The organism is Lacisediminihabitans sp., from assembly GCF_036404185.1.
Classification (GTDB): Bacteria; Actinomycetota; Actinomycetes; order Actinomycetales; family Microbacteriaceae; genus Lacisediminihabitans.
The window spans coordinates 1-3,201 of record NZ_DASWPB010000158.1 but is presented as its reverse complement, the minus strand read 5'-3'; the positions used below and the strand labels follow the sequence as shown (position 1 = coordinate 3,201).

The window sequence follows — 3,201 nt, the reverse complement described above, 5'->3', positions numbered from 1 at the left end:
CCGGCTCGTCGAGGCTGCCGACGCGCACGAGCCCGTACCGGGCGGATGCCTCGCCGATCAGATAGTCGAGCGGCTGCGGGATGCCGGTCAACGAGATGCCGCGGAGGAACTCGAGCATCGACTCCGCGGTCTCGCCCGCGGTCATCGCCCGGTTCAAGCTGGACGTGGAGATGCGGTAGCTGGAGGCGAGGGCGCGGCTCTCGACGTCGGCGAGGGTGCGCAGGCGGGCATCCACCCTCGGAGTGAGCGGGACGGGCGCCACCACCGAGAGGTCGTGCTGGAGGTACACCTGCTCCACCTCGGCGGGCAGCAGCTCGGTCATGGCCCGCTGCGCCTCGGCCACTCCCTCGGTGAAGAGCAGCACACCAGGGCCGGTCGGCGCCTGGTTGGCGGTGATGCCCAGCAACTCGGCCTCGCGGGTGTAGCCGGCGACGCGGCGGTCCATCCAGTCGCCGCCCGCCGGGTAGAGCCAGTCGATGTAGCCGCGCAGCCCGTTGCCCCACAGCGCGTGCCTGCGCTCGCCGAGGAGGTCGCGGATGTCGACGGGCAGCCGATCGAGCCAGGCGGCGGCGAGCGCGGCCCAGCGGCCGCCCGTTGACTCGAGCAGCCAGGCTCCGCCCGCCGCGGTGATCATCCAGGATCCGGTCTCGCGGGCGACGAGCCCTGCCTGTTCGGCGACGGCGAGGAAGGTGGCGACGGAGCCGAGGTCGACGGCCATCGCGTTCGCGAGGCGTTTGCTGTCCGGCAGGGCGATGCCGCCCTTGGCGAGCTCGCGGGCGGGGTCGCGCTCGACCTCGGCGAGCAGCTCGGTGATCGCGGTCGCGGCGGCGAAGGCCCGCTCCGCGCCCAGGCGGTCGATGAACCGTCTGTCGACGTCCGGCACGGGCTCGAGCGCCGCCGGCGGGTTCCCGGTCGCGAGCTCGGTGAGCCCCGGCAGCCCGAAGGCGGGCCACGACCGCAGCTGGTCGCGCACGGCGTCGTAGGCGACGTACCGCTCGGTCCCCGGTTCGAGCAGCAGCAGGGCCGCGGCCGCCTCTGCCCGCTCGGCGATCGCCTCGAGGCCGGGCGCGGCGTCGGTGATCGTGGCCAGCCGTCCGCGCACGTCCTCGGCGGTCGGCGCGTCGGCAGCGCCCAGGTCGGCGATCGCGGAGAGCACGGTGAGCGTCTCCCGGTCGAGCCGGGTGAGCATCTGCTGGATCGACGCCGGTTCGAGGAAGGCCTCGGCGAGGTCGAAGAAGTCCTTGAGGCCGGATGCGCCGATGGCACGGTCCCGCATGGCCCCGGCCAGCTCGGCGTCGGTCATCGACCTCAGACGCGTGGCCAGGGAGAGGGTGTTGCTCATTGCTCTCACCCGTTCCTGTTTTCGGCGGCGATGCCGGCCCCGCTCGTTACCTCTTGCTTGTCGACGTGCTCGCCGTCCGTGCCTCGCGAGCCCGCCGCCTGGCGCTGATGACCAGGAGGACGATGATCAGCACGAAGCCGATGGGCAGCCCGATGAGCGGAAGGGTGTACACGGCCGGCCAGATCCCGCTCGCGAAGTCCTTCGCATCCAGCCCGGAATAGGTCCCGATGATGACCGCGAGGAACGCCAGAATGGACAGCCCGACGATCGCCGCGATCATATAGGCGATCACTCGTTCGTTACGATGAATGGTCACTGGGGTTTCTTTTGCCACAGTCACAAGAATAGGGGCACCCGCTGCCCGTAGGCTTACGGCTTAAGTTCAAGCGAAAGAGGTACTGCCATGCCCACCGGCAAGGTCAAGTTTTACGACGACGAGAAGGGCTTCGGCTTCATCAGCTCCGATGACGGCCAAGAGGTCTTCCTGCACGCCTCTGCCCTCCCGGCCGGCACCACGGTCAAGGCCGGAACCAAGCTGGAGTTCGGCATCGCCGACGGCAAGCGAGGTGCCCAGGCGCTCTCCGTGCGCGTGCTCGAGGCGCCCCCGAGCCTGGTGAAGCTGAGCCGCAAGCCGGCGGACGACATGGCGGTCATCATCGAGGACCTGGTCAAGCTGCTCGACGGCGTCGGCTCGAACCTCAAGCGCGGCCGGTACCCCGACAACAAGCACGGCAAGACGATCGCCGCCATGCTGCGCAAGGTTGCGGACGAACTGGATGTCTGACACCGGAGCAACGGTCGCCGACTTCGAACTCGGTCGCCGCGCACTGCTCGAGATCACCTCCGCCGCCTCGATCGGTGCCCCCGCCGGCTCGATCGACGAGGGCGACGGCACCGTGACGGTCTATTTCGACACCACGCTGGCCGGTTACCCCGGCTGGCGCTGGACGGTCAGCATCGCCCATGTCGACGGCGAGGAGCCGAGCGCGCTGGAGACCGAGCTGACTCCCGGCGACGGGGCCCTGCTCTCGCCCGCCTGGATCCCGTGGGTGGACCGGCTCGCCGACTACCGGGCGGCCCAGGATGCGCTCGGCGCCGAGGAGGACTCCGACGAGGAGGCCGATGACGACGACGCCGACGAGGACGACTTCGGCAGCGACGTGCTGCACGGCGGCGACCTGGACGGGGTCGACATCGACGACGACCTCGAGGACGACATCGACGATCACATCGACGACGACGAGGAGCTCGACGGACTAGCGCTGCCGCCAGCGGGTGTAGACGAGGCCGATGAGACCGAGGACGAGGCCGACGACGGCGGTCCAGAGCAGCCAGAGTTCACCGGCGGCGACAAGCGGGCCAAGTAAGACCAGCAGCACCACGAGCAGCACGAACCACCCGGCGAGCCCGACCAGGACGGCCTTGCGGTCGTCGGTCTGAACGGGAGCCGGGTCCGGCCTGCGCTCGGAGTCCTTCAGCCACAGCCTCATGGGCTCCAGGCTATCCCGTCGTCGTCGCTAGTCGTTCGGTTTGATCAGGCAGAACGGATGCCCGGCCCGCTGCACGGCGCATCCGTCGCCCCAGGCCACGCCCAAGGGACAACACTGCACCTTCCGAACGACCGGGAGCATGCAGTGTTGTCCCTTGGGCGACGACGGTTACGGGTGTCGACGCTGGCAGGCTTCGACGGTTAGAGGGCGTCGACCACGAACTCGATAGCGGAGACGAGCTTGCGCACGTCGTCGGGCTCGATCGCCGCGAAGGTCGCGACCCGCAGCTGGTTGCGGCCGAGCTTGCGGTACGGCTCGGTGTCGACGATGCCGTTCGCGCGAAGCGTCTTCGCCACGGCGGCCGCGTCG

The 3,201-nt window shown here is 69.8% G+C and carries 5 protein-coding genes and 1 pseudogene; 2 read left to right on the top strand and 4 right to left on the bottom strand.

Going from position 1 to position 3,201, the window contains the following annotated elements:
• Both VGC18_RS11230 and VGC18_RS11225 read right to left on the bottom strand, forming a co-directional pair.
• Nucleotides 1–1,342: helicase-associated domain-containing protein (locus tag VGC18_RS11230; RefSeq protein ID WP_331097345.1), on the bottom strand; the 1,342-nt coding region annotated here is incomplete at its 3' end.
• A 46-nt stretch (nt 1,343–1,388) separates the two neighbouring features.
• Nucleotides 1,389–1,658, bottom strand: a complete 270-nt coding sequence (locus VGC18_RS11225) for a hypothetical protein (protein WP_331097343.1) — start codon at nt 1,656–1,658, stop codon at nt 1,389–1,391.
• Between the two features lie 87 nt (nt 1,659–1,745).
• On the opposite strand from VGC18_RS11225, the gene VGC18_RS11220 reads away from it, so the two are divergent.
• Nucleotides 1,746–2,126 (top strand): cold shock domain-containing protein, encoded by a 381-nt coding sequence (locus VGC18_RS11220; protein WP_331097341.1) that lies wholly within the window; start codon nt 1,746–1,748, stop codon nt 2,124–2,126.
• Nucleotides 2,119–2,709, top strand: a complete 591-nt coding sequence (locus VGC18_RS11215; protein WP_331097339.1) for a DUF3027 domain-containing protein — start codon at nt 2,119–2,121, stop codon at nt 2,707–2,709. The genes VGC18_RS11220 and VGC18_RS11215 overlap by 8 nt, the downstream gene beginning before the upstream one ends.
• On the opposite strand, the gene VGC18_RS11210 is transcribed toward VGC18_RS11215, so the two are convergent.
• Together VGC18_RS11210 and VGC18_RS11205 are read right to left on the bottom strand one after the other, a co-directional pair.
• Nucleotides 2,599–2,832: a DUF2530 domain-containing protein gene (locus VGC18_RS11210; RefSeq protein WP_331097337.1), complete on the bottom strand. Its 234-nt coding sequence runs from the start codon at nt 2,830–2,832 to the stop codon at nt 2,599–2,601. The genes VGC18_RS11215 and VGC18_RS11210 overlap by 111 nt on opposite strands.
• Nucleotides 2,833–3,032: 200 nt before the next feature.
• A pseudogene (locus tag VGC18_RS11205) lies at nt 3,033–3,201 on the bottom strand (phosphoserine transaminase); the annotation flags it as partial.